The organism is Aeromicrobium sp. SORGH_AS_0981 (assembly GCF_031453195.1).
In the GTDB taxonomy this organism is placed as follows: Bacteria; Actinomycetota; Actinomycetes; order Propionibacteriales; family Nocardioidaceae; genus Aeromicrobium.
This window is the reverse complement of sequence record NZ_JAVIZD010000001.1, coordinates 2,462,995-2,478,687: the sequence shown is the minus strand read 5'-3', so window position 1 is coordinate 2,478,687 and position 15,693 is coordinate 2,462,995. Positions and strand designations below refer to the sequence as shown.

Here is a 15,693-nt window from a genome sequence, read left to right as displayed (position 1 = left end):
CGGACCGAGGTCGTGCGCGGGATCACCCACTGAGGCAAGGCGAACCTGAGTAGCATGTCGGTGTGCTCGCCAACTTCCTGATCGGTCTGCGCGAGGGGCTGGAGGCCAGCCTCGTCGTCAGCATCCTGCTGGCCTACCTCGTGCGCACGGACCGCCGCCGCGACGTCCGCTACATCTGGATCGGCGTGGGTGGCGCACTGGCCCTCGTCGTGCTCGTGTTCACGGCCGTGACCCTCGCCTTCGAGCAGCTGCCCTTCGTGTGGCAGGAGGCCGTCGGAGGCACGCTCTCGATCCTCGCCGCCGGCCTGGTCACGTGGATGATCTTCTGGATGCGTCGCACCGCCCGCGGGCTCAAGCGCGAGCTCGAGGGCGAGCTCGCGACCGCGGTCGAGCTCGGCCCGGTCGCCATCGCCACGGTCGCGTTCCTCACCGTCGGGCGCGAGGGCCTGGAGACCGCCGCGATCATCTGGGCCACGATCTCCGGCAGCTACACCGCCTCGCCGTTCGTCGGCGCGACCACGGGCATCCTCGTCGCGGTGCTCCTCGGCTACCTCATCTACCGCGGTGCGCTGCGCATCAACCTCTCGACCTTCTTCCAGGTGACGGGAGCCCTGCTCATCGTGGTCGCCGCCGGCGTGCTCGCGTATGGCGTCCACGACCTGCAGGAGGCCGGCATCCTGCCCGGCATCACGAACCTCGCGTTCGACGTCTCCGGCGTCATCGCGCCCGACAGCTGGTACGGCACGCTCCTCAAGGGCACCGTGAACTTCCAGCCCGACCCCACCTGGCTGCAGACCATCGCCTGGATGGCCTACGTGGTGCCCGTGCTGTGGCTCTACCTGCGCCCCCAGGCGACCGCGGCGCCCGCCGCCCCGCGACCCGACGCGCACGTCTGACGCACGCGATCTGGGTGCCGGACGACCGGGCCCCGGATACGGTGGGGCCCATGCCCGGACGGTCCGCAGGATGAGCGACTTCCATCGCCCGTCCCTGCCCGGACAGGGACTCTTCGAGGCGCTCGCGCACGACACCGACCCGGCCGAGGTGGCCGCCGCCGGCCACCGGATCGCGCACCTGCTCGTCCGCGGGCCGATCGACCGCGACGACCGCGACCTCGTCGACCGCGTGCTGCACCTGTCCGACGCCGAGGGCCTCGGCGTGATCGCCGAACTGTGGTCGCACGCCCCGCCCGACACCCTGTCCGGTGCCCTGTGGCGGCTCTACCTGCTGCGCGAGTGGGTCCACCGCCAGCCCCGCCAGGCGGCCGCCGAGTTCGCCGCCGGTCGCGGCTTCGCGCCCGTGCACGAGATGCTCGCCGGCGTGGTCGAGCCGCCCGGGGCCGACGAGGTGGTCGACCTCGTCGACACGGTCGTGCGCGGCATCGTCGTCACCGACCTCGACGTCGTCCTCGACCGCGCCGCGGCGTTCGCCCACATCGTCGGCGTCGGCCGTGGGCAGCTCGACGACGCCGACGCGCACAGCGGCGCGCGCCTGCTCGACATGGCCCTGCACCTGCGTCGCGCCGCGGCGCTCGAGCGGTCCGGCTCGCTGCACTGAGGCGCCCGCGGCGCCTCGTCCGGTCGTCGCTCCCGGCCCGCTCGAGCCGGCGTCGCAGGTCTCACGCCCACAGCGCTTGTGCGCGCCCAGGGGCCCGTTAGGCTGGTGGTCGCGCCGGGCCGCGGTAAGCCCCGGGTCCCAAAAATAGCCGCTACGAGCGGCCACGCGCCGTGAGGCGCTTCCCGGCCCGGCGCCCCATCTCCCGCACGGCCGCCGCGGGCTCAGGCCGGGGCGAAGGTCGTGTAGGACTGCGTGGGCCGGCCGATCGACGCGAGCTCCGCCAGGTCGTCCTCGGTCGGCTGCCAGGAGGCGGCGTCGGCGTTCGCCGCCACCTGCTCCGGGCGCGAGACGCCCGCGATGACGCTGCTGACGGCCGGCTGCGCGGCCAGACCACCCATGGCCAGCTCCAGCAGCGAGATGCCCCGCGCGTCGGCGAAGGACTGGAGCGCGTCGATGCGCTCCCAGTCGGCCGTCGCCAGCCGCTCGGACTGGGTCGCGAGCCGGGTCCCCTCGGGCGCGTCCTCCCCGCACCGGTACTTGCCGGTCAGCAGACCGTAGGCGAGCGGGAAGTACGGCAGGATCCCGACGTCGAGGTGCTCGCAGGCCGGCGTCAGCTCGACCTCCGCGGTCCGGTTGTACAGCGAGTACTCGTTCTGCGCCGTGGCGAACCGGGTGAGTCCGGCGGTCCGAGCGCGCCAGTCGGCGTCGACCAGCTGCCAGGACTGGAAGTTCGAGCAGCCGACGGCGCGCACCGTGCCGGCCTGCACGAGGGCGTCGAGCGCCTCGAGCGTCTCGTCGAGCGGGGTGGCGGGGTCCGGCGTGTGCAGCTGGTAGAGGTCGAGGTGGTCGGTGCCCAGACGTCGCAGGCTGGCCTCGACGGCGGTGCGGACGTAGGCGGCGCTCCCCCGTCGACCCCCGTCGTCGCCGTTGCGGCCCTGCATGTCCATGCCGAACTTCGTGGCGACGACCACCTCGTCACGACGTGACCCGAGCGCCGCGCCGAGCAGCTCCTCGCTCGCGCCGAAGCCGTAGACGTCGGCGGTGTCGAAGAAGGTGACGCCGCGCTCGAGCGCGGCGTCGACGACGGCCTGCACCTGCGCGGCGTCGATGCGCGTGCCGAAGGCGTTGCAGCCGATGCCGACGACGGGCACCTGGATGCCGGAGTGGCCGAGGGGACGGTGGAGGAGGTCGTGGCTCATGCCCCGAGCCTAGGCCGACGGTCCCGTCGCGCGCGTCGCCTAGACTGCACCCCATGCCCGGACCCCGCCGCACGCTGGCCGCCGCCCTGAGCGCGGCCGTCGTCGGGCTGTTCCTCGTGGCCGGGATCGGCGTCACCCACGCCGGGGCGCACCAGCGGGCCACGACGACGCACACCTCGGCCGCGTCGAGCCACCAGGCGGCGCACGTGAAGGCGTCGGGCCAGCACGTCGACCAGCACCACCTCGACCTCTGGGCGCTCCCGCCCGAGAGCGCACCGGTCGCCCCGGCCTTCGCCGACGACACGGTCGTCGACGCGGGGGTCGACGTGGTGCAGTCCGAGGCACCCGCCGCCGCGGGTCGCGGACCGCCGACGGCCTGACGCACCTTCGTCAGCCGTCCCGTCGTCCATCCCGAAAGTCATCCATGCACCAGCGCGCCCCTCTGTGGCGTGCGATCGCGGCGTTCGCCGTGCTCGCCGCCTCCCTCGCCTTCGCCTACTTCAAGCCCGCCAACCTCGGCCTCGACCTCGAGGGCGGCACGCAGATCGTCCTCGAGACGCAGGACACCGACCGCGTCAAGGCCGACGCCGAGTCGACCTCCCGCGCCCTGGAGGTCATCCGCGGCCGCGTCGACGCCCTCGGCGTCGCCGAGCCGACCCTCGCCCAGTCCGGCGACCGACGGATCATCGTCGAGCTCCCCGGCGTGACCGACCCGCGGGAGGCCGCCGAGGTCATCGGCCAGACCGCCCAGCTCTCCTTCCACGAGGTCCTGCGCCCCGCGCAGGAGGGCCAGGAGCCCGAGGACGGCCAGGTCGTCGCGAACGACGAGCAGGGCCAGCCGCTGCTGCTCGGCCCCACGCTCGTCGACGGCGAGGGGGTCTCCGACGCCGAGGCCGCCACGCCCCAGCAGGGCGTGGGCCAGTGGGTCGTCAACGTCAACTTCGCCGGCGAGGGCCGCACCGGCTGGCGCGACCTCGTCGCCGCCGCCTGCGCGAACACCGAGGGCGGCAACCGGGTCGCCATCCTGCTGGACGAGGACATCATCTCCTCCCCCGCCGTCCAGCCCGACCTGTGCCGCTCCGGCGGCGGCAACAGCACCAGCATCACCGGCAACTTCACCCAGACCCAGGCCGACGACCTCGCCGTCCTCATCAAGGGCGGCGCGCTCCCGGTGCCCGTCGAGGTCATCGAGCAGCGCACGGTCGGCGCCACGCTGGGCGACGCGGCGATCGACGCGTCCATCGAGGCCGGCATCATCGGCATCATCCTGACCGGCCTGTTCATCGTGCTCGTGTACCGCGTGGTCGGGCTCATGGCCACGTTCGCGCTGGCCACCTACGCCGCGATCTCCTACGGCCTGCTCGTGTGGCTCGGCGCGACCCTGACGCTGCCGGGCCTGGCGGGCTTCGTGCTCGCCATCGGCCTGGCCATCGACGCCAACGTGCTGGTGTTCGAGCGAGCCCGCGAGGAGTACGAGAAGAACGGCAACCTGCACACGTCGCTCACGACCGGCTTCAACAAGGCGTGGTCGGCGATCCTCGACTCCAACGTCACCACCGTGCTCGCCGCCGCGCTGCTGTTCTTCCTGGCGTCCGGTCCGGTCAAGGGCTTCGGCGTCACCCTGACGATCGGCACCATCGCGTCGATGTTCTCGGCGCTCGTCGTCGCGCGCGTGCTCACCGAGTTCGCGGTGAAGCGGTCGTTCCTGAAGAAGCGACCCGGCCTCACCGGCGTGGCCTCGACCGGACCGGTCCGCAAGTGGCTCACCGAGCGCGGCCCGAACCTGATGCGCCGCAGCGGGCTCTGGATCGGCCTCACCCTGGTCGTCGCGGGCGTGTCGGTCAGCGGCATCCTGCTGCGTGGCCTGAACCTCGGCGTCGAGTTCACGGGCGGGCGCATCCTCGAGTTCTCCACCGCCCAGGCCGTGGACGTGCAGGAGGTGCGGGAGGCGGTGTCCGACGCCGGCTTCCCGCGCGCCGTCGTGCAGGAGTCGTCCGGCGACGGGCAGAACGAGAACGTCAGCGTCCGTCTCGACGACATCACCAACGACGAGGCCGTCGAGGTCGAGGAGGCCGTCGAGTCGGTCGCGGGGCAGGCCACGAAGGAGCGCGACGAGCTCATCGGTCCGAGCCTCGGCAAGGAGCTGCGCGACAAGGCGCTCATCGCGTTCGCGATCGCCATCGCCGCGCAGATGGCCTACCTCGCCTGGCGGTTCCGCTGGACCTACGCGGTGTCGGCCCAGCTGTCGATGGCGTCGGTCGTGCTCACCGTGGTCGGCATCTTCGCGTGGTGGGGCAAGCCGATCGACGGCGTGTTCCTCGCCGCGGTGCTGTCGATCATCGGCCTCGCGGTCAACGACACGATCGTCGTCTTCGACCGCATCCGCGAGCACACGGGCGAGAACCGCGGGCGACGGCTGCGCGACGTCGTGAACGAGGCGATCCTGCAGACGATCCCGCGCACGGTGAACACCGGTCTCGGCGCCATGTTCATCCTCGCGGCGCTCGCGTTCCTCGGTGGCGACTCGCTGACCGACTTCGCGATCGCCCTCCTGCTCGGGCTCTCGATCGGCATCCTGTCGACGATCTTCACGGCGTCCGCCCTCGCCGTGAAGCTCGAGGAGCGCTGGCCGCACGACCCGGACAAGAAGCCCAAGGTCGTCGACAAGTACGCCCAGATCGACGACGGACGGAACACCGACGGCGCCGTCGTCTGACGGTTCGGCTCCGAGGGCGTCGTCGGCCCCTCCCCGGCACGGGAGGGTCGGCGACGCCTCGGCGGTTCCACGCTCGACCCGGGTGGCAGGATGAACGTCATGCGTATCGCGAACCACGTGGTCGACCTCGTGGGCGGCACCCCGCTCGTGAAGTTGTCCAGCGTCGTCCCGGCAGGATCTGCCCTGGTGGCGGCCAAGATCGAGTACCTCAACCCCGGCGGCAGCTCCAAGGACCGGATCGCCGTCAAGATGGTCGACGAGGCCGAGGCGTCCGGGGCGCTCAAGCCCGGCGGCGTCATCGTCGAGCCCACCTCCGGCAACACCGGGGTCGGGCTCGCGCTGGTGGCCCAGCAGCGTGGCTACTCCTGCATCTTCGTCTGCCCCGACAAGGTCAGCGAGGACAAGCGGAACACCCTGCGTGCCTACGGCGCCGAGGTCGTGGTCTGCCCGACCGCCGTGCCACCGGAGCACCCCGACAGCTACTACAACGTCTCCGACCGGCTCGTCCGCGAGACCCCGAACGCCTGGAAGCCCGACCAGTACTCCAACCCCGCCGGGCCGGCGTCGCACTACGAGACCACGGGTCCGGAGATCTGGGCCGACACCGACGGCACCGTCACGCACTTCGTGGCCGGCGTCGGCACCGGTGGCACCATCACCGGCACCGGTCGCTACCTCAAGGAGGTCTCCGGCGGTCGGGTCAAGATCATCGGCGCCGATCCCGAGGGCTCGGTCTACTCCGGCGGCACCGGCCGCCCCTACCTGGTGGAGGGTGTCGGCGAGGACTTCTGGCCGAGCGCCTACGACCCCGAGATCGCCGACGAGATCATCGCGGTCTCCGACGCCGACGCGTTCGAGATGACCCGCCGGCTCGCCCGCGAGGAGGGGCTGCTGGTCGGCGGCTCGTGCGGCATGGCCGTCGTCGCGGCGCTCGAGGTGGCCGAGCGCGAGGGCCCCGATGCCGTCGTCGTGGTGCTGCTGCCCGACGGCGGACGCGGCTACCTCTCCAAGATCTTCAACGACGACTGGATGTCGTCGTACGGCTTCCTCCGCGAGCCGCTCGACGGTCACACCGACCGGCCGAGCGTCGGCGCGGTGCTGCGCCGCAAGTCCGGCGACCTGCCCGCGCTCGTGCACACCCACCCGTCGGAGACCATCCGCGACGCGATCGAGATCCTGCGCGAGTACAACGTCTCCCAGATGCCGGTCGTCGGGGCCGAGCCGCCCGTCGTCATCGGCGAGGTCGCCGGCAGTGTCAGCGAGCGCACGCTCATCAGCGCCGTCTTCGAGGGCCGGGCATCCCTCACCGACCCGGTCTCCAAGCACATGGAGCCGCCGCTGCCGCTGCTCGGCGCGCACGAGGACCTCGACACCGCCCTGGCGACGCTCAAGGACAGCGACGCCGTCATGGTGATCGAGGACGGCAAGCCGCTGGGCGTCCTGACCCGGCACGACCTCCTGGGGGTGCACGTATGAGCGACCAGACCAACGGCCGGGACGAGGCGCTCGGCTTCGCGACCCGCGCGATCCACGCCGGCTTCGAGCCCGATCCGCAGACCGGCGCGGTGAACGTACCGATCTACGCGTCCTCGACCTTCGCCCAGGACGGCGTGGGTGGCATGCGCGGCGGCTACGAGTACGCCCGCACCGGCAACCCGACCCGCGCGGCGCTCGAGGCGAACCTCGCGGCGCTCGAGAACGGGGCGCACGGTCGCGCCTTCTCCTCGGGCATGGCGGCCACCGACGCCGCCCTCCGCACCCTCCTGCGGCCCGGGGACCACCTCGTCATCCCCGACGACGCCTACGGCGGCACCTTCCGGCTCATCGACAAGGTGTTCACCCACTGGGGCATCTCCTACACGCCCGTCGCCGTCAACGACCTCGACGCCGTCCGCGCCGCGATCCGGCCCGAGACGAAGGTCGTGTGGGTCGAGACCCCGACCAACCCGCTGCTCAACGTCGCCGACGTCGAGCGGGTGGCCGAGGTCGCGCACGCCGCGGGTGCGCGGTTCGTCGTCGACAACACCTTCGCCTCGCCCTACCTGCAGCAGCCGCTCGCGCTCGGCGCCGACGTGGTCCTGCACTCCACGACCAAGTACCTCGGTGGCCACTCCGACGTGGTGGGCGGCGCGCTCGTGACCGACGACGCCGAGCTCGACGCCGGGTTCGCGTTCCTGCAGAACGGCGCGGGCGGCGTTCCGGGTCCGTTCGACGCCTACCTGACGTTCCGCGGCGCAAAGACGCTCGCGGTCCGGATGGAGCAGCACTGCACGAACGCCGAGGCGATCGTCGACCTCCTCGTCGGCCACCCGGCCGTGGCGTCGGTGCTCTACCCCGGCCTGCCCGAGCACCCCGGGCACGAGGTCGCCGCCCGGCAGATGCGTCGCTTCGGTGGCATGGTCTCGCTGCGGCTGGCGGGAGGACGCCAGGCGGCGCTCGACCTCTGCGCGCGGACCCACATCTTCACGCTCGCGGAGAGCCTCGGCGGCATCGAGTCGCTCATCGAGCACCCGGGGGCCATGACGCACGCGTCGACCGCGGGCTCGGTGCTGGAGGTCCCGGACGACCTCGTGCGGCTCAGCGTCGGCATCGAGGACACGGCCGACCTGCTCGCCGACCTGGAGCAGGCGCTCGGCTGACCCGCCGCCCGTGGGTGGCTCGCCTCGCGAGGGACCCACGGGCAGGTGGGCCGCTCAGCCCGCCTGCTCCTCCGCGTCGTCGACGGTCTCGCCCTCGACGAGGAGCGGGTCGATCTCGGGCCGCTCGAGGTCCTCGAACAGCGCGAACTCCTGCGAGGCGGGCGGCTGGGTCAGCTCGCTCGCGGTGAGGCTGCGCGGGTCGACGTCGAGCTCCTGCACGTCGCCCAGCAGCGCCGTGTCGTCGACGCGGTCGAGCTTGCGTGCCGTGACGAGCACGCCACGCTCGAGCGAGCCGACGAAGGTGTTGTAGTCCTTGACGGACCGCTCGAGCGAGCGGCCGAGCTTGGACACGTGCGAGGACAGGGTGCCGAGCCGCTTGTACAGCTCGCGGCCGAGGTCGACGAGCTCCTGCGCGTTCTCGGCGAGGTCCTCCTGGCGCCAGGTGAACGCCACGGTCTTGAGCACCGCCCACAGGTTGACCGGCGTCGCGAGCACGATGCCCTTGCCGAACGCGTGCTCCATGAGCGACGGGTCGGCGTCGAGCGCCGCGTTGAGGATCGCGTCGTTCGGGATGAACGCCACCGTGAACTCGGGGCTGGTCGGCAGGCCGGTCCAGTACTCCTTCTGGGCCAGGGCGTCGACGTGCGCCCGCACGGCCTTCGCGTGCTGCACGAACATCCGCTTGCGCTCGGCGTCGTCGAGGTCGGGTCGGTTCGCGTCGATGAAGACCGCGTAGGGCACCTTGGCGTCGACCGCCATCTGCTTGCGTCCCGGCAGCTTGATGACCATGTCGGGACGTCGGGCGCCGGAGTCGGCGGTGATCGACTCCTGGGTGGAGAAGTCGATGCGGTTGAGCAGCCCGGCCGACTCCACGAGCGACGTCAGCTGGGTCTCGCCGTAGGCACCGCGGACCGTGTTGTTGCGCAGCGCGCCGGAGAGCGTCTCTGCCGCCTGCTGGGATCGCGCCGCCGACTCCTGCGTGGCGCGGATCTGCTCGGCGAGGTGGCCGTGCTGCCGGGCGCGCTTCTCCTCGATCTCCTCGACCTTGCGCTGCATCTGCTGCAGCTGGGTGGCGACCGGGGCGAGCTTCTGCAGCACGCGGCTCTCGCTGTGCTCCTTGGCCTGGCGCTCCTTGGCCTCGCGGTCGTGCTGCGCCACGAGCTCGCGCGTCTGACGCCGGGCGACCTCGACCTGCTCGCGCAGGGCGTCGGCCTCGGCCCGTGTGGCCGCGAGCCGGGCCTCGACGTCGGCCTTGGCCGCGGCGAGCGCGCTCTCGACGCGGCTGCGCTCCGCCGCCAGCGCCTGCTCGACCTGCGCCCGCTCCGCCGCCGCCGCGTGCCGCGCGTCGGCGAGCTCCGCGTGGGCTGCGTGCCGCACCTCGGCCAGCTCCGCGGCGTGCCGCGCCTGGACCACCGCAGGATCCTCGACGTCCGCCGCGCCATCGACCTGACGCAGGCGGGCGACCAGCAGGCCGACCACCACGCCGAGCGCGACACCGACGAGCAGACCGAGCAGGAGGGTGAGGGTGGGAGCCATGCGTCCGAGTCTGGCAAGACTGACCGACAGAACCGTGCAGGCGTGCCGGACCCCTGGCGATGCGTGACGTGGAACGCGTTCCACGCGGCTCGAACGGCTGGCGTGGCCCCCCTAGGCTGGAATCCATGCCTGACTCCACCGACACCCGAGAACGATCCTCGGTCCTGGGCGGCCTGTCGTGGTTCCAGGTGGTGGCCGGCGCCCTCGCCGCCATGACGTCGGCGTGGATCGCCTCCGCGCTCGGCGTGGCCGGCACCATCGTCGGAGCCGCGCTCGGCAGCCTCGTCGTGACCATCACGTCCTCGCTCTACGCCAGCACGCTCGACAAGGGCCGCACGCTCATCGTGCAGACCGACGGCGGCCAGGTCGTCGAGACCGAGGCCGAGCCCGGCCACACCGCCGAGGCCCTGGCCGCGGTCCGCCGTGCCACGCACGAGGAGGTCACCGGAGCCGAGGTGGTCGACGCGCCCCGCCGCACCATCCGCTGGAGGGCCGTGGCCCTGTCGACCGTGGTCGTCCTGCTCGTCGCGGGCCTGGCCATGGGCAGCTACGAGCTCGTGACCGGCAAGGCCTACGGGTCGAACCCCGACAACCCCCGCATCGGCCACTTCTCCGGCGGGGGCGGCTCCGGGCAGCGGGACGACCAGCCGACGCCCACCGAGACCGCCACGCCGGACCCGACCGCGTCGCCCACGCCCGACGACGAGGCCACCCCCGATCCCACGCCGACACCCACCCCGACGTCGAGCGCCGACCCCGCCCCGACGCCCACGCCGAGCGCCACGACCGGCGACCAGCAGGACCCCGCACCGGCCCCGTGAGCGCGGGAATGAACCGGACGACGCCGCCGTTGACGAGCCCGACCAGCACGCCCCGGGAGGAGGAGCCCCATGACCATCTACCTGACCCCGAACATCTCCGACGACCAGATCGCGGTGATGGACGTCTTCGACGCCTTCCGCCTCGGCGAGGAGCTGCTGGAGTCGCGCTACCCCCGGGACGCCGCGCGCGTCCTGCGTCGGGTCGTCGAGGACTCCCCCGACAACGCGTCGGCGTGGGAGCTGCTCGCCCGCGCCCACTTCGCGGCCGCCCAGCTGCGACCTGCGGAGGACGCGTTCCGTCGGCTCGTCGAGCTGGAGCCCACGAGCGGCTGGGCGCACACCGCGCTCGGCCTGACGCTCGACCGGCAGAGCCGTCACCGCGAGGGTGCGCTCATGCACCGCCTGGCGGCTGCGATGGGCGAGTCGGCCCGCGACGCGTCGCGCGTGCAGCTCGTCGACCGACCGGTCGTCTGAGCCCCGGTCCGGCCGGAGCCGCACGATGAGCCCCTACGTCCCCGCGGCGGTCGGCGCCGCCCTGGCGCTGCTGCCGTGGGGATGGGGGGCCGGCCGGCACGTCGTCACCCTCGTGCACGAGGCGGGCCACGCACTGGTCGCCGTGCTGACCGGTCGACGTCTGAACGGGGTCCGCCTGCACCGCGACACGTCGGGACTGACCACCTCGGTCGGCCGGCCCACCGGCCCCGGCATGGTCGCCACCGCCGCAGCGGGGTACCTCGCCCCGAGCGCGCTCGGCCTCGGGCTGCTCGCGCTCGTCTCGCTCGACCGCACCGCCTGGGCCCTGTGGACCGCGCTCGCCGTCGTCGCCGGGATGCTCGTGTTCATCCGCAACATGTTCGGTCTCGTCGTGGTGGGACTCGCCGGGGCGGGCGTCGCGCTGCTGGTGTGGCGCACCGACCCGTCGGCACAGGGGTTCGCCGCCGTCGCGCTCTCCACGTTCCTCCTCGTCGGCGGGCCGCGCACCACGGTCGAGCTGTGGTCGTCGCGGCGGAGGTCGCGGTCGCGCACGAGCGACGCCGACGTGCTCGCCCGTCTCACGCCCCTGCCCGCCGTCGCGTGGAACGCGGGCTTCGTGCTGCTCACCCTCGGCGCCCTCGTCCCCGCCTGGACGCTGCTGCGTGACCTCACCGCCCTGCGCTGACGCACGTCCCGCCGCCTGCTTGGATGAGCCGGTGACCGACTCCCCCACCACGACCTCGCCGTTCTTCGAGGTCGGCGCCCGCCTCGGGGACCGCGCCGGCCGCACCGGCACGCTCACCACCGCGCACGGCACGATCCGCACGCCCGCCTTCGTGCCCGTCGGCACCAAGGCCACCGTCAAGGCGGTGCTGCCGGAGGCGATGGCCGAGCTCGGTGCGCAGGCCCTGCTCGCCAACGCCTACCACCTGTACCTCCAGCCCGGGGACGACGTCGTGGAGGAGGCCGGCGGGCTCGGCCGGTTCATGGGCTGGTCCGGCCCGACCTTCACCGACTCCGGCGGCTTCCAGGTCATGAGCCTCGGCGCGGGGTTCCGCAAGACGCTGTCGATGGACTCCTCGTCCGAGGCCGCCGACGTCATCGCCACCGACAAGGACCGTCTCGCCCACGTCGACGACGACGGCGTCACCTTCCGCAGCCACCTCGACGGCTCGACCCACCGATTCACCCCCGAGGTGTCGATGGGCATCCAGCACCGCCTGGGTGCCGACGTCATCTTCGCCTTCGACGAGCTGACCACCCTGCTGGACAGCCGCGCCTACCAGGAGGAGTCGCTGGCCCGCACCGAGGCGTGGGCCGCCCGCTGCCTCGCCGAGCACCGCCGGCTCGGGACGGAACGCGCCGGTCGGCCCGGCACCCCCGCCCTCTTCGGCGTCGTGCAGGGCGCCCAGCACGAGGACCTCCGTCGTCGCGCCGCGCGGCACCTGGCCGACCTCGAGGTCGACGGCACCCGCTTCGACGGCTTCGGCATCGGCGGCGCCATCGAGAAGGAGAACCTGTCGACCATCGTCGGCTGGGTCACCGACGAGCTCCCCGACGACAAGCCGCGTCACCTGCTCGGCATCGGCGAGCCCGACGACCTGTTCGCGGCGGTCGAGGCGGGCGCCGACACGTTCGACTGCGTCGGCCCGTCGCGGGTGGCGCGCTCGTCGCGCGTCTACACCGCCGACGGACGCGAGAACCTGCTCGTCGCACGCTCGCGCCGCCGCTTCGAGCCGATCGAGGACGACTGCGACTGCTACACCTGCGCGCACTACACCCGCGCCTACCTCCACCACCTGTTCAAGGCCAAGGAGTACCTCGCCGCGACCCTGACCACGATCCACAACGAGCGCTACGTGGTTCGACTCGTCGACCGTATGCGCGCCGCCGTCGAGGACGGCACGTTCGACGAGCTGCGCGCCGAGACGATGGGCCGGATCGGCTCGTCCCGCTGACGCCGGCGCCGGACCACGACGTGGGGATCAGTAGGTGGGCTCGGCGGCCTTGAGCCGCGAGATCACGAGCACCGTCACCGGCATGACGAGCAGCTCGACCGCGACCTTGAACAGCACCCCGACCACGAAGTAGTTGAGGAACCCGCCCACCCCCGTGATGCCGATGGCGCTCGCGGCGATCGCGCAGAACAGGAACGTGTCGACCAGCTCACCGAGCCCGGTCGACGAGGCGAGCCGCGCCACGAGCGCGCGCTCGGCCGTCCGCGCCTTCATCCGGGTGAGCACCCAGGCGTTGGTCAGCTGCCCGCACACGTAGCCGACGACGCTCGCCAGCACGATCTGCGCCACCGGGCCCAGGACGACCGAGAACGCCTCGTCGTTGCCGTAGAACGAGGCCCCGGGGATGCGGGCGACCACGGTGAACGTCAGGACGGCCAGCAGCGCGCAGGCGAAGCCGGTGAGCACGGCCCGGCGTGCCGCGCGGAAGCCGTAGACCTCCGAGATCACGTCGCCGAGCACGTAGGCGAGGGGGAACAGCACCGCTCCCCCGTCGATGATGAGCGGCCACAGCTGCACGGGTCCGAGCGTCAACGACCCGGAGCCGACCTCGATCGGCTTGGTGGCCACGACGTTGGAGACGACCACGATGGTGGCGAACAGCGCGAGCACGACGGCGTAGGCCGACGAGCCCGAGGACGCGAACCGGACCTCCTGGCCCGGTGCCTGCGAGGGCGCGGAGGACGACGAGGTCATGAGCGACATCCTGGCACGGGATGGGATGATCGCCCCATGAGCCTGCCCGACCGCACCGACGTCCTCGTGGTGGGTGCCGGACCCGCCGGTGCTGCCGCGGCAGCCTGGTCGGCCCGGGCGGGGGCGGACGTGCTGCTGGCCGACGCAGCAGCGTTCCCCCGCGACAAGACGTGCGGCGACGGTCTGACCCCTCGCGCCGTCGCCGAGCTCGACCGGCTGGGCCTCGGCGACTGGACCCGCTCGTTCGGCACGAACCGTGGTCTGCGCGCCGCAGGCTTCGGCCAGGAGCTCCTGCTCCCCTGGCCCGGCGGCTCCCTGCCCGACCACGGCTCGGCGGTGCCCCGCACGCAGCTCGACGCCCGCATCCGCGACGTCGCGCTCGCCGACGGCGCGCAGCCGCTGGACCGCGCGCGGGCCGTCGACGTCGAGCGCGACGGCTCCGGCCGGGTGAGTGCCGTCGTGTTCGTCGTCGGTCCCGAGAAGCAGCGGCACGTCGTGCGCTGCGAACGCCTCGTGGTCGCCGACGGCGTGCGGTCGCCGCTGGGCAAGGTGCTCGGTCGGGAGTGGCACCGCGACACCGCCTACGGGGTCGCCGGCCGCTCCTACGTCACGTCCGGCCGCTTCGACGACCCGTGGATCTCCTCCCACCTGGAGCTGAGGGCGGAGCCCGGCGGGGGCGCCGGGCCACGGGCGGCGAACGACAAGGGCGCGTTGCTGCCCGGGTACGGCTGGATCTTCCCGCTCGGCACGGCCGGCGAGGGCGGAGAGGTCAACCTCGGCGTCGGTGCGCTGGCCACGGCCAAGCGACCGGCGGCGCTGCAGATCCGTCCGCTCATGGAGTACTACGCCGAGCTGCGGCGCGAGGAGTGGGAGCTCGGGCCCGACCTGCGGCTGCCGACGTCGGCGCTGCTGCCGATGGGTGGCGCGGTGTCGGGTGTCGCCGGACCCAACTGGATCCTCGTCGGGGACGCGGCGGGGTGCGTCAACCCGTTGAACGGGGAGGGCATCGACTACGGCCTGGAGACGGGGCGCGTCGGCGCGGAGCTCCTCGCCTCACGCACCGACGTCGCCGAGGCGTGGCCCCAGCTGCTGACGGGCCACTACGGCGAGGCGTTCTCGATCGCGCGTCGTCTGGCCGGGCTGCTCACGGTGCCGCGGCTGCTGCCGACGTTCGGACCGCTCGGCATGCGCTCGCAGACCCTCATGACCGTGGCGCTGCGGGTGATGGGCAACCTCGTCACCGACGAGGACCGCGACGTCACCGCGCGCCTGTGGAGGTGGGCGGGACGGCGGTCGGTCGCGCTCGACGACCGACCGCCGTTCACCGCCTGACCGGTCCGCTCAGGAGGCGGCGGGCGGGTCGGACTTCTTGTTGACCTCGGGCAGCTTCTCGCCGGAGTCCTTGAACGACAGTGCCGTGAAGACGGTCAGCGCGATCGCGGCGATCCAGACGATGTAGCCGGACCAGCCCGGGCCCACGCTCACGTCGACGCCCATGCCGGACGGGACGTCGCCGCCTTCGGTGAGCGGACGCAGGACGAGCAGGATCGTGCCGAGCGCGGCCGTCGCGAGCGCCACCAGGCGCCACGGGACACCGTCGGGGAGGTTCTGCGCGGCGAAGGCCTTCACCGCGACCACGACGACCGCGACGATGACGAGCAGGATGCCCAGCGTCGCGAAGCTGTACCAGGCGTTGCGGCCGGCCGAGGTGTTGACGGCGAAGTCGCCGCTGCCCTTGACCGAGGCCGTGACGAAGGCGTCGAAGAACGAGAACAGGATCGCGACAGCGCCCGCGACCAGGGCACCCTGGTCGAACTTGGAGAGCGCCTTGAAGTCGGCTGCCATGAGGAACCTTCCGTTGCTGAGAAAAGGATGAAGAACGGGAACAACCTAGTCCCTCGTCCCACTTGAGGGGAACAGGCTCGCGGTGTGAGACCGTGCGCACCCGTCCGCGAGTGCTCCGGACCCCTCCCGGGGCAGCCCGGAGGCGGGCCTGAGACCCCGGCGAACACCTGCCAAGAAGAGGCTGAGAGTGGAATC

The 15,693-nt window shown here is 72.6% G+C and carries 15 protein-coding genes; 11 read left to right on the top strand and 4 right to left on the bottom strand.

Annotated elements, in window-relative coordinates:
• Positions 1-62: 62 nt before the first annotated feature.
• Both efeU and QE370_RS12465 read left to right on the top strand, forming a co-directional pair.
• Positions 63-896: an iron uptake transporter permease EfeU gene (efeU, locus tag QE370_RS12470; RefSeq protein ID WP_309634542.1), complete on the top strand. Its 834-nt coding sequence runs from the start codon at positions 63-65 to the stop codon at positions 894-896.
• Positions 897-966: 70 nt separating this feature from the next.
• The gene (locus tag QE370_RS12465; RefSeq protein WP_067858053.1) at positions 967-1,557 is read left to right on the top strand and encodes a hypothetical protein; all 591 of its coding nucleotides are present in this window, start codon (positions 967-969) and stop codon (positions 1,555-1,557) included.
• A 221-nt stretch (positions 1,558-1,778) separates the two neighbouring features.
• Here QE370_RS12465 and QE370_RS12460 read toward each other — a convergent pair whose 3' ends face one another.
• Complete coding sequence (locus QE370_RS12460) at positions 1,779-2,756, bottom strand: aldo/keto reductase (RefSeq protein WP_309634541.1); 978 nt, start codon at positions 2,754-2,756, stop codon at positions 1,779-1,781.
• A 53-nt stretch (positions 2,757-2,809) separates the two neighbouring features.
• On the opposite strand from QE370_RS12460, the gene QE370_RS12455 reads away from it, so the two are divergent.
• The 4 genes from QE370_RS12455 (at position 2,810) to QE370_RS12440 (ending at position 8,111) form a co-directional block, all read left to right on the top strand.
• Positions 2,810-3,136, top strand: coding sequence for a hypothetical protein (locus QE370_RS12455; RefSeq protein ID WP_309634540.1), 327 nt, complete (start codon positions 2,810-2,812; stop codon positions 3,134-3,136).
• Positions 3,137-3,180: 44 nt separating this feature from the next.
• Positions 3,181-5,472 (top strand): protein translocase subunit SecD, encoded by a 2,292-nt coding sequence (secD, locus tag QE370_RS12450; protein ID WP_309634539.1) that lies wholly within the window; start codon positions 3,181-3,183, stop codon positions 5,470-5,472.
• Positions 5,473-5,571: 99 nt separating this feature from the next.
• A complete protein-coding gene (locus QE370_RS12445; protein WP_253025340.1) occupies positions 5,572-6,948 on the top strand; it encodes a cystathionine beta-synthase in 1,377 nt (458 codons plus the stop codon).
• Positions 6,945-8,111: a cystathionine gamma-synthase gene (locus QE370_RS12440; RefSeq protein ID WP_309634538.1), complete on the top strand. Its 1,167-nt coding sequence runs from the start codon at positions 6,945-6,947 to the stop codon at positions 8,109-8,111. Before QE370_RS12445 ends, QE370_RS12440 begins: the two co-directional genes overlap by 4 nt.
• A gap of 54 nt (positions 8,112-8,165) precedes the next feature.
• Here QE370_RS12440 and rmuC read toward each other — a convergent pair whose 3' ends face one another.
• Entirely contained in the window at positions 8,166-9,647 is a 1,482-nt protein-coding gene (gene rmuC, locus QE370_RS12435) for a DNA recombination protein RmuC (RefSeq protein ID WP_309634537.1), read from the bottom strand.
• 125 nt (positions 9,648-9,772) lie between these two features.
• Between rmuC and QE370_RS12430 the strand changes: the two genes are divergently transcribed.
• The 4 genes from QE370_RS12430 to tgt all read left to right on the top strand — a co-directional run bounded on the left by QE370_RS12430 (position 9,773) and on the right by tgt (position 12,900).
• A complete protein-coding gene (locus tag QE370_RS12430) occupies positions 9,773-10,468 on the top strand; it encodes a hypothetical protein (RefSeq protein ID WP_309634536.1) in 696 nt (231 codons plus the stop codon).
• 69 nt (positions 10,469-10,537) lie between these two features.
• A complete protein-coding gene (locus tag QE370_RS12425) occupies positions 10,538-10,942 on the top strand; it encodes a tetratricopeptide repeat protein (RefSeq protein ID WP_253027248.1) in 405 nt (134 codons plus the stop codon).
• A gap of 25 nt (positions 10,943-10,967) precedes the next feature.
• Positions 10,968-11,627, top strand: a complete 660-nt coding sequence (locus tag QE370_RS12420) for a M50 family metallopeptidase (RefSeq protein ID WP_309634535.1) — start codon at positions 10,968-10,970, stop codon at positions 11,625-11,627.
• Positions 11,628-11,658: 31 nt separating this feature from the next.
• Complete coding sequence (tgt, locus tag QE370_RS12415; protein WP_309634534.1) at positions 11,659-12,900, top strand: tRNA guanosine(34) transglycosylase Tgt; 1,242 nt, start codon at positions 11,659-11,661, stop codon at positions 12,898-12,900.
• Between the two features lie 27 nt (positions 12,901-12,927).
• Here the strand turns inward: tgt and QE370_RS12410 are convergent, their stop codons facing one another.
• Entirely contained in the window at positions 12,928-13,653 is a 726-nt protein-coding gene (locus QE370_RS12410; protein WP_253027251.1) for a queuosine precursor transporter, read from the bottom strand.
• Between the two features lie 36 nt (positions 13,654-13,689).
• On the opposite strand from QE370_RS12410, the gene QE370_RS12405 reads away from it, so the two are divergent.
• On the top strand, positions 13,690-14,985 hold the full coding sequence (locus QE370_RS12405; RefSeq protein ID WP_309634533.1) for a geranylgeranyl reductase family protein: 1,296 nt from the start codon (positions 13,690-13,692) through the stop codon (positions 14,983-14,985).
• 9 nt (positions 14,986-14,994) lie between these two features.
• On the opposite strand, the gene QE370_RS12400 is transcribed toward QE370_RS12405, so the two are convergent.
• A complete protein-coding gene (locus QE370_RS12400; RefSeq protein WP_253027284.1) occupies positions 14,995-15,498 on the bottom strand; it encodes a hypothetical protein in 504 nt (167 codons plus the stop codon).
• Positions 15,499-15,693 lie beyond the last annotated feature (195 nt).

What these genes read in the sequence shown, in the direction of transcription:
- QE370_RS12465 (WP_067858053.1), top strand. Translation starts at nt 967, where the DNA reads ATGAGCGACTTCCATCGCCCGTCCCTGCCCGGACAGGGACTCTTCGAG.
- QE370_RS12460 (WP_309634541.1), bottom strand. Translation starts at nt 2,756, where the DNA reads ATGAGCCACGACCTCCTCCACCGTCCCCTCGGCCACTCCGGCATCCAG.
- QE370_RS12455 (WP_309634540.1), top strand. Translation starts at nt 2,810, where the DNA reads ATGCCCGGACCCCGCCGCACGCTGGCCGCCGCCCTGAGCGCGGCCGTC.
- secD (WP_309634539.1), top strand. Translation starts at nt 3,181, where the DNA reads ATGCACCAGCGCGCCCCTCTGTGGCGTGCGATCGCGGCGTTCGCCGTG.
- QE370_RS12445 (WP_253025340.1), top strand. Translation starts at nt 5,572, where the DNA reads ATGCGTATCGCGAACCACGTGGTCGACCTCGTGGGCGGCACCCCGCTC.
- QE370_RS12440 (WP_309634538.1), top strand. Translation starts at nt 6,945, where the DNA reads ATGAGCGACCAGACCAACGGCCGGGACGAGGCGCTCGGCTTCGCGACC.
- rmuC (WP_309634537.1), bottom strand. Translation starts at nt 9,647, where the DNA reads ATGGCTCCCACCCTCACCCTCCTGCTCGGTCTGCTCGTCGGTGTCGCG.
- QE370_RS12430 (WP_309634536.1), top strand. Translation starts at nt 9,773, where the DNA reads ATGCCTGACTCCACCGACACCCGAGAACGATCCTCGGTCCTGGGCGGC.
- QE370_RS12425 (WP_253027248.1), top strand. Translation starts at nt 10,538, where the DNA reads ATGACCATCTACCTGACCCCGAACATCTCCGACGACCAGATCGCGGTG.
- QE370_RS12420 (WP_309634535.1), top strand. Translation starts at nt 10,968, where the DNA reads ATGAGCCCCTACGTCCCCGCGGCGGTCGGCGCCGCCCTGGCGCTGCTG.
- QE370_RS12410 (WP_253027251.1), bottom strand. Translation starts at nt 13,653, where the DNA reads ATGACCTCGTCGTCCTCCGCGCCCTCGCAGGCACCGGGCCAGGAGGTC.
- QE370_RS12405 (WP_309634533.1), top strand. Translation starts at nt 13,690, where the DNA reads ATGAGCCTGCCCGACCGCACCGACGTCCTCGTGGTGGGTGCCGGACCC.
- QE370_RS12400 (WP_253027284.1), bottom strand. Translation starts at nt 15,498, where the DNA reads ATGGCAGCCGACTTCAAGGCGCTCTCCAAGTTCGACCAGGGTGCCCTG.